Consider the following 16,467-nt stretch of genomic DNA (forward strand, 5'->3'; position numbering starts at 1 on the left):
ATCCCGCCCGCCTCCCGCTCGCACGATGTGCCTCAGGCGGCGCCTTGGCCGCTGCGCGTTCGTGTCGTTGGATACCGCATACGGGATACCGAACGAACGCGAGAAAGGCAATCATCCCATGGCTAACATCAAGTCCCAGAAGAAGCGCATCATCACCAACGAGAAGAGCCGCCTGCGCAACCGCATGGTGAAGTCCGAGCTCAAGACCGCCGTGCGCCGCGTGCGCGAGGCCGTGGCCGAGGGCGACGGCAAGGCTGCCTACGCCGCCGCGTGCGCCGCGTGCCGCCTGATGGACAAGGCTGCCTCCAAGGGCATCATCCACAAGAACCAGGCCGCCAACCGCAAGAGCGGCATCATGGCGCTCGCCAACACCGTGGTGACGGCCGAGGACATCGCCGCCTACGAGAAGGCCGCCCCGAAGGCCCAGAAGACCGGCTCCAAGAAGGCCGAGGCCAAGGCCGCTCGCAAGGCCGCCATGGCCGAGGCGTCCAAGGAGAAGGCGAAGCGCCGCGAGAAGCAGCTCAAGGAGGAGGAGAAGGCCGCCGAGCGCAAGGCCAAGGAGGCTGCTGAGGCCGCCAAGGCCGAGGCGGAGGCCGCTGCTGCCGAGGCCGCCGAGGGCGAGGCCGAGGAGGCTGCCGAGTAGGCTCGCCTCACATCCAGAGACGTGCAGGGCCCCGCATCGCGGGGCCCTTTTTCATGCCCCTAGACGAGCGGGCGGCGCGAGGTGATGGCGATGAGCCAGTCGCGGAAGACGGCATCGGCGTCTGAGCCGCTCTTCATGGCCTGCTCGGCGTCGCGGGCCGAGGCGAGGGCGGCGCGCAGCTCCTCGGCGGTGAACAGGCGCGCCCACTTGGGATGGTTCTTCACGCGCCAGTCGGGCAGCTTGAGCGCCTGGGCGAGCCCGGGCAGCCCGCTGCCGCGCCGCGCCATCGCCTGGGCGCACATGAGCTCGCGCAGGCGGCTTGCGCACATGGCGATGAGCGCGTGGGGCGAGGCGGACTCCATGCGACTGAGGCAGTCGAGGGAGGCGCGCAGGTCGCGTGCGGCGAACGCGTCGACGAGCTCCCAGGGCTTGGGCTCGGCCGTGCGCGCCGTGAGGGAGGCCACCTCCGCATCGGTGACGGCGGCGGTTCCGCGGTGCGCGAGCGCGATCTTGCGTATCTCGCTGTCGAGGTGGACGGTGTCCTCCCCCACCAGCTCGATGAGCTTGACCGCCGCGCCGTCGGTGAAGGTGACGCCGTGGGTGACCGCCATGGCGCGCACCTGGCGCGGCAGCTCGACGCGCTTCGGCGGGGCGCAGTCGATGACGGCTGTCTTGCCGAGGGCCGCGACGGCCTTGTAGAGGCGCGTGTTCTTCGCGAGCTTCTCCGCCTCGAGCGCGAGGACGGTGCTCGGGCAGGGCGACTTGAGGTAGGCGACGAGCGCCTCGGAGTCCGTCTTCTTGAGTTTCTCGGCGTTGCGCACGTAGACGAGGCGCGCGTCGCTCGCGAAGGGGATGGTGTTGCAGGAGGTGACGATGTCGGCGCCGACGGCGGTCTCGCCGTCCAGGTCATCGGAGTTGAACTCCATATCGCCAAGCGCCGACAGGCGCGTGCGCAGCCGGGCGAGCACAGCCTGGCGCTTGAGGGAGTCCTCCCCCACCACCAGGTAGGCGGGAAGGAGCGCGTCGTTTTTCTTCGAGGTAGCCATAGCGCTATTCTACCCGACTTTCCCCACCGGCGGGCCGCTGGGCGTCCACGCGCAGGGCGTCGGGCGTGAAGGTGACGGTGACATCGCCGTGGCGGTCGGTGCGGAAGGTCGTCGCGCCCGCGGCGTCGAGGGCGGCGAGGGGCTCGGGGCGCGGGTGGTCGTAGCGGTTGCCCTCTCCCGCGCTCACGAGGGCCACCGCCGGCGCGAGACGTCGTGCGAGGGCGCCGTCGAGGGAGACGGCCGAGCCGTGGTGGCCCACCTTGAGCACGTCGACGCGCCCGAGCGCGCCCGCGTCGGCCAGCTGGACGAGCGTGGGCGCCTCGGCGTCCCCGGTGAGCAGGGCCGACCAGCTCCTCCCCTCCCCGTCGGCCTTCGCCGTGGCGAGCAAGCAGAGGCTGTCGGCGTTGCCGCCCTCCTCGGCGAAGGCGCGTGGCCAGAGCACTGCCACGTCCAACGCGCCGCAGGTCAGGCTGTCTCCCGCTTCCACGCCCACGATCCCCGCCTCGCCGACGAGGGCGGCCGCCTCCGCGCGCAGGGCCGTGCAGGAGGGGCAGGGGCAGCCAAGCGCGTCGGCGGCCATGATGACGCGGCCCACGGGCACGGTGCCCGCCAGCGCGCCGAGGGAGGCGCAGTGGTCGTCATCGGCGTGGGTCACGGCCACGGCATCGAGGCGCCAGACGCCGTGACGAGCGAGTGCCCGCAAAAGGCGGCTGTCCTGGTTTCCCGTGTCCACGAGCATCGTCGCGCCGCCGCTGCGCAGGAGGATGGCATCGCCCTGCCCCACGTCGAGCATGATGATCTGCGTAGGCGCGAGCAGGGGCAGGACGAGGAGGGCCAGCGCAAGCGCCGCGCCTCCCGCCGCGGCGCCGCCCATGACAGCACGGGGGCGCGGCTGGGGCCAGGCGCGGTAGAGCGCCGCCGCCATCCCGCAGGAGAGCGCCGCCATGGGCAGCACGCCAAGGTCGACGGGGATGCTTGCCTGCGGCAGGGCGGCGAGCGCCTTCGTCGCGATGCTGAGGGGAAGCGTGGCCGCCGCGCCAAGCGCGACGAGGGGCCCAGCCGCGTCTGATGCGAGCGCGACGGCGATGGCGGAGGCAAGGCTCGCCAGGCAGGCGAGGACGAACAGCGGCGCGGCTAAGACGTTGGCGGGCAGCGCGATGAGGGGCAGTCGCGCGAAGAGCGCCGCGGCGTAGGGCTGCGTGACCACGGCCGAGGCGAGCGTGAGCGCCGCCGGCTCGCCCACCGCCTTGCGCAGCGGTCCGGGAAGGAAGGAGAGCCAGGATGCGATGAGGCTCGCGAAGAGCACGATCCCCAGGGTGGAGCCGGCGGATAAGGTGAAAGACGCGGAGAGGGCCGTCGGCGCATCGAGGGCGGGAAACGCGACGAGGCAGCCTCCGAGGGCCGAGAGCGCGGCCGGCCGGCGCCGCGCGAAGAGCGCGCCGAGGGACGATGCAGTCATGAGCGCGGCGCGCAGAGCCGAGACGGGCATGCCGGAGAACACGAGGAAGCCGCCGATGAAGGCAAGGGTGGTGATCGCCTGGGCCTGCCGCGGCAGGCGGAACGCGCGCATGAGGCCGCCGCAGGCGAGCGCCATGAGCGAGAGGTGCGCGCCTGACACCGCCACGAGGTGCGCAAGGCCGCAGGCCTGGTAGGCGCCGTAGCCGCCCACGGCGTCCAGCGGCGCGCGATAGCCGCAGGCGAGCGCCTGCATGAGCGGGGCGCCTGATCCGCCGTAGCGTGCCAGCCCCTCGATGGCCTTCCGCCTGAGGGCGCGCAGCGGGGCGAGCGCGCCCTCAGGCACAAGGAGCTCCCAGGCGCTCGCGGTCATTCGCCCGTCGATGCCGCGCTGCCAGCTGTAGCCGCCGGCTTCCTCGCCGGTAGGCTTGAGGGCGGCACGGGCCTCAACCACGTCGCCTGCGAGCAGGCCCTCCCCTCCCTCAGGGAGGTTGAGGCTGACGAGGAGGGCGCGTCCGCCAGCGTCACGGACGCGCGCGAGGGCGCGGTGGCCGCGATCAGCCTCGCGCGCGTCGTCGACGAGCGTGAGGTGCCAGGTGCCCCACTGGGGCTGCTCGACCGCCGTGGATCGTGCGTCAAGCGCGCCGACGAGGCCGCAGGCAGCACCCAGCACGGCTCCGAGGGCCAGGCACGCGAGCGCCGGCGAGCGCAGGCGCGCCCACAGGACGGCACCTGCCATGGCGATGAGGAGCGCGACGAGGGAGAGCGCGAGCAGTGCGGCGGGCTCTAGGGAGGCCGCGAGCGCGTAAGCGCCTGCCGCGCCGCCCCAGGTGCCAAGCCCAAGCACGAGCAGCGGCGGAAGGCTCGGGCGGACGCTGCGTGGCGCAGGCCGGGTGCGCGCGCGGCTGCGCAGGCGGCTGGCGAGGGGATGCGGCGGCCTCATACGCACACGGCGTCGCGCAGGGCCGCGAGCTTCTTCTCGCCGATGCCCGGGACGCGCATGAGGTCATCTACGGTGGCGAAAGGGCCGTTGGCCTCACGATCGGTGACGATCTTGGCCGCCGTGGCCTCGCCGATGCCGTTGAGCGTGACGAGCTCGGCAGCTGTGGCGGCGTTGAGGTTCACGCGCGCTTTGGCAGAAGGCGCCGGGGCGCCTGCGGCAGGGACGCTCGCCGAAGGCGCGGCAGCCTCCTGATCCTGGAGGGTGGGGATGACCACCTGCTCGCCGTCGACGACCACGCGGGCGCGGTTCACCCCGTCGGGGGCGGCATCTGCGGCCAGGCCCCCGGCGGCGGCCACGGCGTCATCGACCCGCGAGCCCTCCGGCACCGCGTAGACCCCAGGCGCTGCCACGGCGCCGCCGACGTGGACGTAGATGCGCGCGGGCTCCTCCGGCGTGGGGGCAGAGGAGCCCGCGCCGCCCTCCGGCGTGCCTGCCGCAGGAGCCTCGCTCGCGGGACGCACCTCGAAGGCAGGCGGGGCGAGCGCGCCCGCGAAGACGACGATGGCCCCGACGAGCACGGCCGCAGCTGTCAGCAGCACGCCGAGCGCGGCCGGTCGCAGCGCGGTGAGGTGAAGTCGTGAGCGGAGCGAGTCTGCACTGTCCTGAAACGCCATGGCGCCTGCCTTTCCCCGGGTACGTCCGTCCGAGGCTACCCGCCCCCGCCGACGCATGGTCGTCTCGCGGGCGGCGGGGCGAGGTGCGCGGAGCGACCGCGCTTACCCGCCCCGCGCCGCAGAGGGCTTCGAGGGTCGGCGCCCCCGCGGCCCAACGGAGGCTCCTGGCGCAAAAAAAAGGACGCCCGAAGGCGTCCCCTGCTACCGGTTGTCTCGCCCCTACTCCCCTGCGCGCGGCTTTCGCGGCCTGTAGGCAGGGCAGGCGTAGTCGTGGGGCTCAGCGGCTGCGGCCAGCTCCTCCACCCAGCGCTCGATGGGCAGATCGGCCTCGGCGGCCTCCACGTCCTCAAGGCGGGCATGGGTCTCCGGCGAGCGCGGCATGAACAGCGTGCAGCAGTCCGGCGCGTCCATGGACGATATCTCGAAGGTTCCCAGCTGCTGGGCCTGATCGATGATCTCGAGCTTGTCGTTGCCGATGAGCGGGCGGAACACCGGCAGGGTGACCGAGGCGTCGGTGGCGTGGATGTTCTCGAGGGTCTGCGAGGCCACCTGGCCGAGGCTCTCGCCGGTCACGAGCGCGCCGGCGCCTTCCCTCTGGGCGAGGCGCTCGGCGACGCGGAACATGAGGCGGCGGTAGAGGATGATGCGCAGCGAGGGGGGCGCCGTGAGCGATATCTCGCGCTGGCAGTCGCCGAAGGGCACCACGTAGACGCGGCCGATGCAACCCGTCTTCTCGAGCACGTGCGCGATGTCGTCCACCAGGTACTCCGAGGCGTCAGAGGTCTGCGGGCGGCCTGAGAAGTGCACGCCCACGGGCACGGCGCCGCGCCGGGCCATGCGCCACAGCGCCACCGGCGAGTCGATGCCCGAGGACAGCAGGCACGCCACGCGCCCGGACGACCCGACGGGCAGGCCGCCGATGCCGCGCACCGACCGCGCGTAGACGTAGGCGGCGCTCTGCACCACCTCTACCCCCACGGTGACGTCGGGGTTCTTCATGATGACGCGCTTGTCGGGGTGCGCGGCGCACAGCAGGGCCCCCACGTCGCGGTTCATCTGCATGGAGTCGATGGGAAAGTCGGTGTGGTTGCGGCGGGCGTGCACCTTGAAGCTCGCGAACTCCCCCGCCTCGGCGAGCGCGAGCAGCGCCGCCTCGCCCATCTGGCCCAGGTCACGCTCGCACTTGAAGCCGCACGAGACGCGCGCCACGCCCGGCACGCCGACGATGGCGTCCGCGCAGGCGACGGCGGTGCCGCAATCCGTGCCCTCGCGGAGGAACACGCACAGGCGCCCGGCGATGCGGTGGATGGTGACCAGGGGGTAGGCGGAAAGAAGCGCCTCCAGGTTTCTCAGGAGGCGCTTCTCGAATACGCTGCGGTTGTGGCCCTTCAGCCCGATCTCGTGGTAGTGGACCAGGATGATGCGCTGAAACTCCGCCATTAGTGGTTCTTGACGTCGATGGACTCCGGGTTGAAGGAGACCTCGCCGCGGGCGACCTCGGAGAACGCCAGGGAGAGCGGCTTCTTGTCGGCGGCGCGGGCGATCTCGACGGCGGTCTGCAGCTGGATGGCGCGATCGCGCTGGCCGCGCATCATGTCGTTGATGTCGTGGGCGCGCTTGGACGCCAGGGCGCACAGCAGGAAGCGGTCGTTGTCGGTCTCGCCCAGCAGGACGTCGATCTTAGGTTCGATGATGCTCATAGGTTGGTTATCCTCGCGGTTTCTCGGCTTGTTCGTCTACGTAGGCGACCAGGGCGTGGACTGCCTCGTCCAGGTCGTCGTTTACCAGCCGTATATCATAGCTCATTTTCTGGGAAAGCTCCACCTCGGCGGCGGCCATGCGCTCGGCGATGACGTCATCGGCCTCGGTGCCGCGTCCGCGCAGGCGCGCCTCGAGCACCTCGAGCGAGGGCGGCTCGATGAAGACGAGGCGCGCCGCGGGCATCTTCTCACGCACCTGAAAGGCGCCCTGGACGTCGATCTCCAGGATGACCTGGTCGCCTGCGGCCATGTGCTCCTCCACCGAGGCACGCGGCGTGCCATAGCAGTTGCCGGCATAGCGCGCCCACTCGAGCAGCCCGTCGTGGGCGACCTCGTCCATGAACTCCTCCTCGGTCTTGAAGAAGTACTGGACGCCGTCGCGCTCGCCCTCACGCGGGGAGCGCGTGGTGGCCGAGACGGACACCCACGCGTCCGGCACCTCCTGGAGGAGACGGGCCACGAGCGTGCCCTTGCCGGCGCCCGAGGGGCCCGAGATGACGAAGAGGTTTCCGTGCCTCATGCGACCTTAGCCCAGCCGCTCCAGCAGCGCGGTGCGCTGGCGGTCTCCCAGGCCACGCAGGCGGCGGCTCTCAGCGATCTGCAGCTCGCGCATGACCTTCTCGGCCTTGGCCTTGCCGTAGCCGGGCATGGTCTCGATGAGGGTGACCACCTTCATGCGGCCCACGACCGGATCCTCCTTCATATCGAGCACCTGCTCGATGGTGAGCTTTCCGGACTTCAGGTCATCGCGCACCTCGGCGCGGCGGATGCGGGCGGCCTTTGCCTTCTCGAGGGCCTCGGCGCGGGCCTCGGGGCTCAGCTGGGGAATAGCCATGGGGTATGTCTCCTTCTCTCCGGATGGTCTCGTGATACTGCCATGGTCGGGGGCGCCGCGTCGGCCCCGAAGGTCCGATTCCGCAGAATGCGCCGAAACCCCCTGATCGGGCGGGGCTTTCGGCGGCGCGGCCGCTTTCCATGGGGCCATTATGGGCAGCCGGCCGCGAAAAAGGCCCCTCAACGGGCCGAATTCCGCAAATCCACTACAAAATACCCGCATATGCTGGGCTTTTGCCGCAAAGCGAGCGAGGGGTGCGTCAGGGGAAGGCCCGCCCCCCTGCCGGGGCGGGCGGGCTCGCGTCGTGGCCTACAGGCCCTCGAGCTCGGCGGCGATGGCGTCGAAGGCCGCCACGGGGTCAGGCGCCTGGGTGATGGGGCGGCCCACCACGATGTGGGAGGAGCCGGCGCGGAAGGCCTCGGCCGGCGTCATGACGCGGCTCTGGTCGCCCAGCTCGGCGCCGGCGGGGCGTACGCCCGGCGTGACGATGAAGGCGTCGGGGCCCAGGATCTCGCGGAGCATGGCCGCCTCGAGGGGCGAGGCCACCACGCCGGAGATGCCCGAGAGGCGCGCCAGCTCGGCGAGCGCCGCCACCTGGTCGGTCAGGGGGCGCGTGACGCCGGTCTCGGCCAGGGCCTCGGCGTTCATAGACGTGAGCACCGTGATGCCGAGGGTGGCCGGCACGGAGCGGCCGGCGTCGGCGGCTCCCAGCTCGGCGCCGCGCTGGGCCGCCTCCATCATGGCGCGGCCGCCCACCGTGTGCATGGTGATCATGTCGGCGCCCGCGGCCGTGGCCGAGCGGGCCGCGCCCTCGATCTGGTGCGGGATGTCGTGGAACTTGAGGTCGAGGAACACCTTGAAGCCGCGGCGCTTGAACATCTGGATGATGGCCGGGCCCTCGGCGTAGTAGAGGGTCATGCCCACCTTCACCCACGAGGCCTTGCCCACCAGGGCGTCGGCCATGACGATGGCCTCCCAGCCGGTGTTGCAGTCAAGCGCCACGATGACGCGGTCGCGCGCCGGCAGCGCGTGAAAGTCGGCGACGAGGTTTCTCTCTAGCATTCGAGGGCTCCTATCAGTTCGTTGACGTCGGACACTCCCTGCTCCTCGCAGTAGTCGATGATGCCGTCGATCACGTCCACGGTGGCGCAGGGGTTGGCGAAGTTGGCGGTGCCCACGGCCACGGCGGTGGCGCCGGCGAGCAGGAACTCCACGGCGTCGGTGCCTGATGTGATGCCGCCCATGCCGAGCACGGGCACCTCCACGGCCTGGGCCACCTGCCAGACCATGCGCAGGGCCACGGGCTTGACGGCCGGGCCCGAGAAGCCGCCCACCACGCGGGCGAGCTGGGGGCGCCGGCGCCGCGCGTCCACGGCCATGCCGAGCAGCGTGTTGATGAGCGACACCGCATCCGCGCCGGCCGCCTCCGCGGCGCGGGCTATCTCGGCGATGTCGGTGACGTTGGGCGTGAGCTTGACGATGAGCGGGCGCTTCGTGGCGGCGCGGCACAGTCCCACCACCTTTTCCACCGAGGGGACGTGGCAGCCCATGGTCATGCCGCCGGCATCCACGTTGGGGCACGAGATGTTCACCTCGTAGGCGGCCACGGGGGCCTCCTCGAGGGCCTCGATGACGGCCACGTACTCGTCGAAGCTGTGGCCGGACACGTTGACGATGGCCGTGGCGCCCACCTCGGCGAGCCAGGGAAGCTCGTGCTCCTTCAGGTGCGCCACGCCGGGGTTCTGAAGCCCGATGGAGTTGAGCATGCCCGAGGGCACCTCGGCGATGCGGGGGCTCGCGTTGCCCTCCCAGCCGTGGAGCGACACGCCCTTGGTGGTGACGGCGCCGAGGGCGGCCACGTCCACGAAGTCGTGGTACTCCCGCCCGGCCCCGAAGGTGCCCGAGGCGGTGGTGACGGGGTTTCTCATGGCCAGGCCGCCCAGGTCGACGGCGAGGCTCACCTTGGTATCGCGGGGGGATCGCTGCATTACCACACCACCTCCGTCGCAGGGAACACGGGCCCGTCCACGCAGGCCCGGCGCTTGCCGTCCACGGTGTCCACCACGCATGACAGACACGCGCCCACGCCGCAGGCCATGCGGCGCTCAAGGGACACCTCGCAGAACACGCCGGCCTCGGCGGCCATGGCGGCCACCAGGCGCATGAGCGGCTCGGGACCGCAGCAGGCCACGTAGTCGAAGGGGCGCCCCTCCGCGGCGGCCGCTGCCAGGGCCTCCTCCACGAGCGGCGTGCAGAAGCCGGCGCGCCCGTAGGTGCCGTCGTCGGTGGAGCAGGCCGGCTCGCAGTCGAGGGCGGCGCAGAAGCGCTCGCGGGCCACGAGGGCGTCGGCGGTGCCGGCGCCCAGGACGGCGGTCACCTCCACGCCGGCGGCTGCCAGCTCGCAGGCGAGCGGGTGCAGAGGCGCGCTTCCCACGCCGCCGGCCACGAGCAGCGCGCGGGAGCAGCCCGCGGGGGGCTGCCAGCCGCGGCCGATGGGGCCGATCAGCTCCACGGACCCGCCGAGGGGAAGCGCCGTCATGCGCTCGGTGCCAAAGCCGAGCACCTGGTACATCATGTCCACGGTGCCCGCCTCTGCGTCGGCGGCGTAGATGCCGAGGGGGCGACGCAGGATGTGATCGTCCATGCCGGGGACGCGGACGTGGACGAACTGCCCCGGCCGCGCGCCGCCCGCGATGGCAGGGGCCTCCACGGTCATGAGCCAGATGTTGCACCCGATCTCCTCGTTGACGAGGATGGGCGCCTTCTCGTTGCAAAGGGTGGTCACGTCCGTCCTTTCCCGCCCCGCAGGGCGTTCATCGGTCTTGCGTCCAGGGGAAGCACTCGCCTCCCCCGCCTGCCGTAGCCTGCGCGCAGGCTACTCGGCGACGTGCTGGGGCAGGTCCTGCAAGGCTATCACCTTGAGTCCGGCGTCGCGCACTACCTCCATGCCGGCCACCATGGCCTGGGCGCCGGCCAGCGTGGTCACGTAGGTGACGCCGTGGCGCACGGCGGCCATGCGCAGCTCGTAGCCGTCGCCGCGGGTGGCGGTGCCGAAGGGGGTGTTGATCATGAAGGAGATCTCGCCGGCGGCGATGCGGTCCATGATGGAGGACGACCCCTCGTGGATCTTGCCGATCTCCTCGCACTCCACGCCCACGGCGCGCAGGGCGCGGGCGGTGCCCTCGGTGGCGGCGATGCTGAAGCCCAGACGCGCGATGTCGCGGGCGATGGGCACGAGCTCGCGCTTATCGCGGTCGTTCACCGACAGGAACGCCGTGCCGCCGGAGGGCAGCGCGTAGCTGATGGCCAGCTGGGTCTTGGTGTAGGCGGCCGGGAAGTTGCGGGCGATGCCCATGACCTCGCCGGTGGACTTCATCTCGGGTCCCAGCACCACGTCGGCGCCGGGGAAGCGGCCGAAGGGCATGACCGCCTCCTTCACGCTGAAGTAGTCGAGGCGCCGCTCGTCGTCGGGCAGGCCCAGCTCGGCCAGCTTCTCCCCCGCCATCACGCGGGCCGCCAGCTTGGCCAGGGGCACGCCGGTGGCCTTGGAGACGAAGGGCACCGTGCGGCTCGCGCGCGGGTTGGCCTCGATGACGTAGATGACCGTGTCCTTGATGGCGAACTGGATGTTGATGAGCCCCACCACGCCCAGGCGCAGGGCCAGGCGCCGCGCGATGGAGCGCAGGCGGGCCTGGACGGCCTCGGACAGCGAGAAGGGCGGCGTGCAGCAAGCCGAGTCACCCGAGTGGATGCCCGCCATCTCGATGTGCTCGAGGATGCCGCCGACGTAGACCTCCTCGCCGTCGCAGAGCGCGTCGAGGTCGACCTCCACGGCACCTTCCAGGAAGCGGTCGAGGTAGACGGGATGGTCGGGCGAGATGCGGGCCGCCTCGCCCATGTACTTCTCCAGCTGGGCGCCGTCGTAGACGATGGCCATGCCCCGGCCGCCGAGCACGTAGCTCGGGCGCACGAGCAGCGGGAAGCCTATCTGGTCGGCCACGGCGCAGGCCTCCTCGAAGGTGGAGGCCATGCCGGCGGCCGGGTAGGTGATGCCCATCTCGTCGAGGATGGCCGAGAAGCGGTCGCGGTCCTCGGCCAGGTCGATGGCCTCCGGACTCGTGCCCAGGATGGTCACGCCTGCCGCCTCGAGGGCCCGGGCCAGCTTGAGCGGCGTCTGGCCGCCGAGGGTGACCACCACGCCGTCGGGCTGCTCGACGTCCACGATGTCCATGACGTCCTCGAAGGTGAGCGGCTCGAAGTAGAGCTTGTCGGAGGTGTCGTAGTCGGTGGAGACGGTCTCGGGGTTGCAGTTGACCATGATGGTCTCATAGCCTGCTGCCGCCAGGGCGTAGCTCGCGTGGACGCAGCAGTAGTCGAACTCGATGCCCTGGCCGATGCGGTTGGGGCCGGCGCCCAGGATCATGGCGCGGCGGCGCTCCTTCGGCGCCACTTCTGACTCCACGGCGTCGTAGGTCTTGTAGTGGTAGGCCGTGGAGGAGGGGAACTCGGCCGCGCAGGTGTCGACGGTCTTGAAGGCCGGGCGCACGCCGCACATCTTGCGGCAGGTGCGCACGGTGAGCTCGTCAGAGCCGGTGAGATGCGCGATCTGCGCGTCGGAGAGGCCGTAGCGCTTGGCCACGAGGAACGCGTCGCGGTCGAGCTCGTCCAGGCGCATGCCGGCAAGCGCGCGCTCGACGGCCACCATGTCGGCCATGCGGTGCAGGAAGAACGGGTCGATGCCCGTGGCGGCCTGCACGTCGGCCACCGAGCGGCCGCGCCGCAGGGCCTCGGCCACGAAGAGGATGCGCTCAGCGGTGGGACGTGCCACGAGGTCGTCCAGGTCCGCGTCGGTGGCCTCCCCCTCGATACCGCGGCCGTCGCCGCCCAGGCCGGCGCGGCCGTTCTCGAGCGAGCGCATGGCCTTGCCGAGCGCCTCCTCGAAGGTGCGCCCGATGGCCATGATCTCGCCGACGGCCTTCATGCGGGTGGACAGCGTGTCGTCGGTGCCCTGGAACTTCTCGAACGCGAAGCGCGGCACCTTCACCACGCAGTAGTCGATGGAAGGCTCGAAGCAGGCCGGGGTGGCCTTGGTGATGTCGTTGGTGATCTCGTCGAGGGTGTAGCCCACGGCCAGCTTGGCCGCGGCCTTGGCGATGGGGAACCCGGTGGCCTTGGACGCGAGGGCCGAGGAGCGCGACACGCGCGGGTTCATCTCGATGATGACCATGCGGCCGTTGGCGGGGTTGACGGCGAACTGCACGTTGGAGCCGCCCGTCTCCACGCCGATCTTCTCCAGGATGGCGAGCGATGCCACGCGCATGCGCTGGTACTCCACGTCCGAGAGGGTCTGGGCCGGGGCCACGGTGATGGAGTCGCCGGTGTGCACGCCCATGGGGTCGAAGTTCTCGATGGAGCAGATGATGATGCCGTTGCCCGCGGCGTCGCGCATCACCTCCATCTCGAACTCCTTCCAGCCCTCGATGGACTCCTCCACCAGCACCTCGCCGGCTGGGGAGAGCTCGAGGCCCTGGGACACGATGAGCCGCAGCTCGTCAAGGTCGTGGGCGATGCCGCCGCCGGCGCCGCCCAGAGTGAAGGAGGGTCGCAGCACCACGGGGAACCCGAGGTCGGCCACGATGGCCTCGGCGTCGGCCACCGAGTAGGCGTAGCCCGAGCGCGCCGTCTCCACGCCGAGCTCGGCCATGCACTCGTTGAAGAGCTTGCGGTCCTCGCCGCGCTCGATGGCGGCCAAATCGCAGCCGATCATCTCCACGCCGTAGCGGTCGAGCACGCCGGACTTGGCCAGGTCGACGGCGGTGTTGAGGCCGGTCTGGCCGCCGAGGGTGGGCAGCAGCGCGTCGGGGCGCTCCCGCTTGATCACCTTCTCCACGAACTCGGCGGTGATGGGCTCGACGTAGGTGGCGTCGGCCAGGCCCGGGTCGGTCATGATGGTGGCCGGGTTGGAGTTGACGAGGATGACCCGGTAGCCGTCCTCCTTGAGCACCTTGCAGGCCTGGGCGCCCGAGTAGTCGAACTCGCAGGCCTGGCCGATGACGATGGGGCCCGACCCGATGACCAGGATGGACTTGATGTCTTCGCGCTTGGGCATTTAGGCCACGCTCCCTTCCGCGGCGGCGCCGTCCTCGGCGAAGCGCCAGCCGGCCAGGCGGTCCTTCGCGATGTCGATGTCCAGGTAGTCGTCCCGGCCGTCCATGAGGCGCGTGAACGCGGTGAACAGGTAGTGGGCGTCGGTGGGCCCGGGGGACGCCTCGGGGTGGTACTGCACGCTGAAAGCGGGGATGTCGAGGCAGGCGATGCCCTCGGCGGTGCCGTCGTTGAGGTTGACGTGGGTGAGCTGGATGCGGCCGAAGCGCTCGTTGGCGACGACGGGCGCGCACGCGGCCCGGGCCCAGAAGCGCAGGTCGTCCTCATGGCCCCTGAAGCCGGCCGAGAGCTCGGGCACAAGCTCGCCGAGCGAGGGGAACACGAGGCCGAAGCCGTGGTTCTGGGCGGTGATCTCCACGCGGCCGGTGCGCAGGTTCATGACCGGCTGGTTGCCGCCGCGATGCCCGAACTTGAGCTTCTCGATGGCGGCGCCGCAGGCCTTGGAGATCATCTGGTGGCCCAGGCAGATGCCGAAGACGGGCACGCGCCCGAGCAGCTGCTCCACCTGGCGATAGGTGCCCTCCACGGCCTCCGGGTCGCCCGGGCCGTTGGAGAGGAACACGCCGTCGGGGCTCAGGGCCAGCACGTCTTCGGCCGGGGTGTCCCAGGGCACCGCGGTGACGTCGCAGCCCACGCGCACGAGGTTCTCGAGGATGGAGCGCTTGGTGCCGCAGTCGTAGGCCACCACCTTGTAGCGGGGCGTGGCGGCGTCGGCCAGGGCGAAGCGCTGGCTGGCGGGCAGGTCAGCGACGGTGAAGGAGGCCGGCTCGGCACGCGAGACGGTGGCGGCCAGATTCACGCCGACGATGGACTGGCTTGCGCGGGCCTTGGCCACGAGGCTCGCCGGGTCGGCGTCGGTGGTGGAGAGCACCGCCCGCTGGGCACCATGGTCGCGGATGTGGCGCACGAGGGCGCGCGTGTCGATGCCCTCGGCGGCCACGATGCCGTGCTGCTCGAGGAAGGCCGGCAGGCTCATCTCAGAGCGCCAGTTGGACGGCGTGGCGCACAGGTCGCGCACGATGAGGCCGCGCAGGGTGGGGTGCTCGGACTGGCAGTCGTCCAGGTTCACGCCGTAGTTGCCGATCTGCGGGTAGGTCATGGTGATGATCTGGCCGGCGTAGGAGGGGTCGGTGATCACCTCCAGGTAGCCCTCGAGCGACGTGTTGAAGCAGATCTCGCCGAAGACCTCGCCCTCAGCGCCCGCTGCGGTGCCCTCGAACACGGCCCCGTCCTCGAGCGCCAGCACGGCGCGGCCGCGCGCGGGCTTCGTCGTGGACGCCAGCAGCTTATCGGATATCTCGCTCAAGCCTCTTTCCCTTCTCTTCTGGGCGACCGGCTCCTCCCCCGCCCCGCCGCGCGCTTCGCGTTGCGCGCAGGGCTCCCTCGCGCCCGGGTTCCCCGGCCCGAGGCGTGAAAACGCCCCCGTCACGGACGAGGGCGCACTGGTGGTGGGGTTAGGTTGTGTGTCGCGCACCTTGTCGGTCTCTCTGTACCGCCTTAAAGGCTGGAAGACAGTATACGCCGCCTGGGTGCGAATGGGCGCGGGAAGCGGGGAATTCCACGGCCGGCCCCGCGAGCGGCCCCCGCGCGGCACCCGCAGGGCGGGCCGTGGAGGGGCCGCGCGGGGCTGGCGCCCAGAGGAGAGCGGCGAAGTGAGCAGAATCGACGGTTTTGCGACGTTTCAGTCCCTCTTCGAAGGCCTTTGGCGTCGACAACGACACGAACGATCGAATATCGGTATCAAACGCGGAAGATCAGGCTATCGCGCAGCCTCCTCATGTCGCAAAACCGTCGATTCTGCTCACTTTGGGACGCCTTGTTGCGCAACGAAAGCCGGCGCTTCTCCCCTAGCATGGCCCCAGCCGGCTTGGAGGCTGGCTGAGGGAAAAGGAGGAAACCATGGGGTATCAGAAGACAATGGCGACGATGACGGCCTTCGCTCTCGTCGCTGGCCTTGCCATGACAGGCTGCGCGACGACGGACGGCGAGGGTCAGGGGGCGTCTCTCGCTGAGACGGGGGTCTCCCAGGCGGAGCCGACGCAGACGGTTGAGTTCGAGGGAGTACGGTTCTCCATCCCTGAGAGCTATCACGAGGGAGCGGCGCCTTCCGATTCCAAGGAATCAGTACTCTACATTGACGAGGAAAAGAACGACTACCTGATCCTCATGAAAGTGGAGCTTCCAAAGGAGGCGGGCACGATGCGGGGCGAGCAGATAGTGCACAGCCTCAAGTCGGCTGCTGAGGCGTTCCCCAAGTCCCTTCTCGGGGAGGAGGTGGAGAGTTACTGCGCCCACCACGACGACTCGTTTGCCATGCCCATCTTCGCTGTCGACCCCTTTGAGTACGAGGGGGATCATTACGCCATTCGATCCATTGGCGTGAACGGCAGCTTTTTCATCGTCGCCCAGGCAGTGTGCTCCGAGGACAACCCCGAGAGGCTGGATACCATGCTGAGCTCATGCGAGTACGTGGACACGCCAAGCTATGACCTCGTCCATGCCGCCACGGCCCTTGTCTGCGGCGAGGATGCGGCCCGGAGTCTTGGGGCACAAGCCAAGAGCGAGCTGCAGAGCGCCGTACGTCAGCAACAGCAGGAACTCGTCGACGAAGCGAGGGCGAAGGCCACGCCTAGCCAGAAGAGCGCCACGGACAGGGCGAAGCGCTACTTGGAGGTCAGCGCCTTCTCCAAGGAGGGCTTGATAGCGCAGCTTGAGTACGAGGGGTTCTCTCACGCAGACGCCGAGTTCGGCGCCACCTGGGTGGTCGTCAACTGGCCGGAGCAGGCCGACCGTAAGGCTAAGAGCTACCTGGAGATAAAGTCGTTCTCTCGATCGGGACTCATCGAGCAGCTTGAGTACGAGGGCTTTACCCGCGAGGAAGCTGAGCACGGCGCAGATTCCGTGGGGCTGTAAGGAGGCGGGGCCGCGTCGGGATGACGCGGCCCC

General features: G+C 70.4%; 14 protein-coding genes. 2 read left to right on the plus strand and 12 right to left on the minus strand.

The window, feature by feature from the left end:
• Positions 1-118 precede the first annotated feature (118 nt).
• Positions 119-643, plus strand: a complete 525-nt coding sequence (gene rpsT / locus D1643_RS11980) for a 30S ribosomal protein S20 (RefSeq protein WP_160707406.1) — start codon at positions 119-121, stop codon at positions 641-643.
• A gap of 59 nt (positions 644-702) precedes the next feature.
• On the opposite strand, the gene holA is transcribed toward rpsT, so the two are convergent.
• The 12 genes from holA to carA all read right to left on the minus strand — a co-directional run bounded on the left by holA (position 703) and on the right by carA (position 14,827).
• Positions 703-1,689: a DNA polymerase III subunit delta gene (holA, locus tag D1643_RS00095; RefSeq protein WP_160707408.1), complete on the minus strand. Its 987-nt coding sequence runs from the start codon at positions 1,687-1,689 to the stop codon at positions 703-705.
• Positions 1,690-1,693: 4 nt separating this feature from the next.
• Positions 1,694-3,991 carry a ComEC/Rec2 family competence protein gene (locus D1643_RS00100; RefSeq protein WP_160707410.1) on the minus strand — a complete coding sequence of 766 codons (2,298 nt, stop codon included), beginning with the start codon at positions 3,989-3,991 and terminating at the stop codon, positions 1,694-1,696.
• A gap of 92 nt (positions 3,992-4,083) precedes the next feature.
• On the minus strand, positions 4,084-4,761 hold the full coding sequence (locus D1643_RS00105; RefSeq protein ID WP_160707412.1) for a ComEA family DNA-binding protein: 678 nt from the start codon (positions 4,759-4,761) through the stop codon (positions 4,084-4,086).
• Positions 4,762-4,980: 219 nt separating this feature from the next.
• Complete coding sequence (gene thiI / locus D1643_RS00110; RefSeq protein ID WP_160707414.1) at positions 4,981-6,201, minus strand: tRNA uracil 4-sulfurtransferase ThiI; 1,221 nt, start codon at positions 6,199-6,201, stop codon at positions 4,981-4,983.
• On the minus strand, positions 6,201-6,461 hold the full coding sequence (locus D1643_RS00115) for a DNA-directed RNA polymerase subunit omega (RefSeq protein ID WP_160707416.1): 261 nt from the start codon (positions 6,459-6,461) through the stop codon (positions 6,201-6,203). Before D1643_RS00115 ends, thiI begins: the two co-directional genes overlap by 1 nt.
• Before the next feature lie 7 nt (positions 6,462-6,468).
• Complete coding sequence (gene gmk / locus D1643_RS00120; protein WP_160707418.1) at positions 6,469-7,041, minus strand: guanylate kinase; 573 nt, start codon at positions 7,039-7,041, stop codon at positions 6,469-6,471.
• A 6-nt stretch (positions 7,042-7,047) separates the two neighbouring features.
• Positions 7,048-7,356 (minus strand): integration host factor, actinobacterial type, encoded by a 309-nt coding sequence (gene mihF, locus D1643_RS00125; RefSeq protein WP_160707420.1) that lies wholly within the window; start codon positions 7,354-7,356, stop codon positions 7,048-7,050.
• A 309-nt stretch (positions 7,357-7,665) separates the two neighbouring features.
• A complete protein-coding gene (gene pyrF, locus D1643_RS00130) occupies positions 7,666-8,418 on the minus strand; it encodes an orotidine-5'-phosphate decarboxylase (RefSeq protein WP_160707422.1) in 753 nt (250 codons plus the stop codon).
• Entirely contained in the window at positions 8,412-9,344 is a 933-nt protein-coding gene (locus tag D1643_RS00135) for a dihydroorotate dehydrogenase (RefSeq protein WP_160707424.1), read from the minus strand. The genes pyrF and D1643_RS00135 overlap by 7 nt, the downstream gene beginning before the upstream one ends.
• Positions 9,344-10,141, minus strand: a complete 798-nt coding sequence (locus tag D1643_RS12155; protein WP_370520228.1) for a dihydroorotate dehydrogenase electron transfer subunit — start codon at positions 10,139-10,141, stop codon at positions 9,344-9,346. The genes D1643_RS00135 and D1643_RS12155 overlap by 1 nt, the downstream gene beginning before the upstream one ends.
• A 90-nt stretch (positions 10,142-10,231) precedes the next feature.
• Entirely contained in the window at positions 10,232-13,465 is a 3,234-nt protein-coding gene (gene carB / locus D1643_RS00145; protein WP_160707426.1) for a carbamoyl-phosphate synthase large subunit, read from the minus strand.
• The gene (gene carA, locus D1643_RS00150; protein ID WP_160707428.1) at positions 13,466-14,827 is read right to left on the minus strand and encodes a glutamine-hydrolyzing carbamoyl-phosphate synthase small subunit; all 1,362 of its coding nucleotides are present in this window, start codon (positions 14,825-14,827) and stop codon (positions 13,466-13,468) included.
• A 593-nt stretch (positions 14,828-15,420) separates the two neighbouring features.
• Here carA and D1643_RS00155 point away from each other — a divergent pair.
• A complete protein-coding gene (locus D1643_RS00155) occupies positions 15,421-16,434 on the plus strand; it encodes an Ltp family lipoprotein (protein WP_160707430.1) in 1,014 nt (337 codons plus the stop codon).
• Positions 16,435-16,467: the final 33 nt, after the last annotated feature.

Origin of the sequence: Enterorhabdus sp. P55, assembly GCF_009911695.1 — a bacterium.
Taxonomy (GTDB): Bacteria; Actinomycetota; Coriobacteriia; order Coriobacteriales; family Eggerthellaceae; genus Enterorhabdus.